Below are 536 nucleotides of genomic sequence, written 5' to 3' on the forward strand. Positions count from 1 at the left end.
ATCCACACCAACACACCCATCGACAGCATCACCGAAACCGGCAACGGCGTCACCATCACCTCCGGCAAGAAGTCCTGGACCTTCGAGAACGTCATCGTCTCCTCCGGCGGCTGGTCCCAACAACTCATGCCCGACTACCTGCAGAAGGCAACGGAGCCGTACCGGATCTATCTCACCTGGTTCGCGGCCAAGGATGCGGCAGAGTTTTCCCCGGAGCGGTTCCCCGTCTTCATCCGGATCTCCGGAGACCGCTCCATGTACGGTGCGCCGAGCGTCGATGGCGTCACCGTCAAGGCCACGTTGGACGGCAGGGGTGCACCCACGGCCAGCGCCGATTCCGTACCGCGGGACCTGACGGCCGCCGAGATCCAGGAAACCACCGAAACTGTCGCTGAGTTCTTCCCCGGCCTCGTCCCGAACATCGTCCGCTCAGATGCCTTTCCGGACCTCTACACCTCGGATGGGAACCCTCTGCTCGGCCACCTCAGGGAAAACAGCAAAATCTACTGCGCCACCGGCTTCTCCGGCCAAGGCTT

1 protein-coding gene is annotated in these 536 nt (G+C 62.7%); it reads left to right on the forward strand.

The window, feature by feature from the left end; all coding sequences use genetic code 11:
- A partial coding sequence (locus tag AC1DDG_RS21715) for an FAD-dependent oxidoreductase (RefSeq protein ID WP_476877705.1) occupies nucleotides 1-536 on the forward strand: 536 nt, incomplete at both ends.

Source organism: Arthrobacter sp. 10L430 (assembly GCF_056395245.1).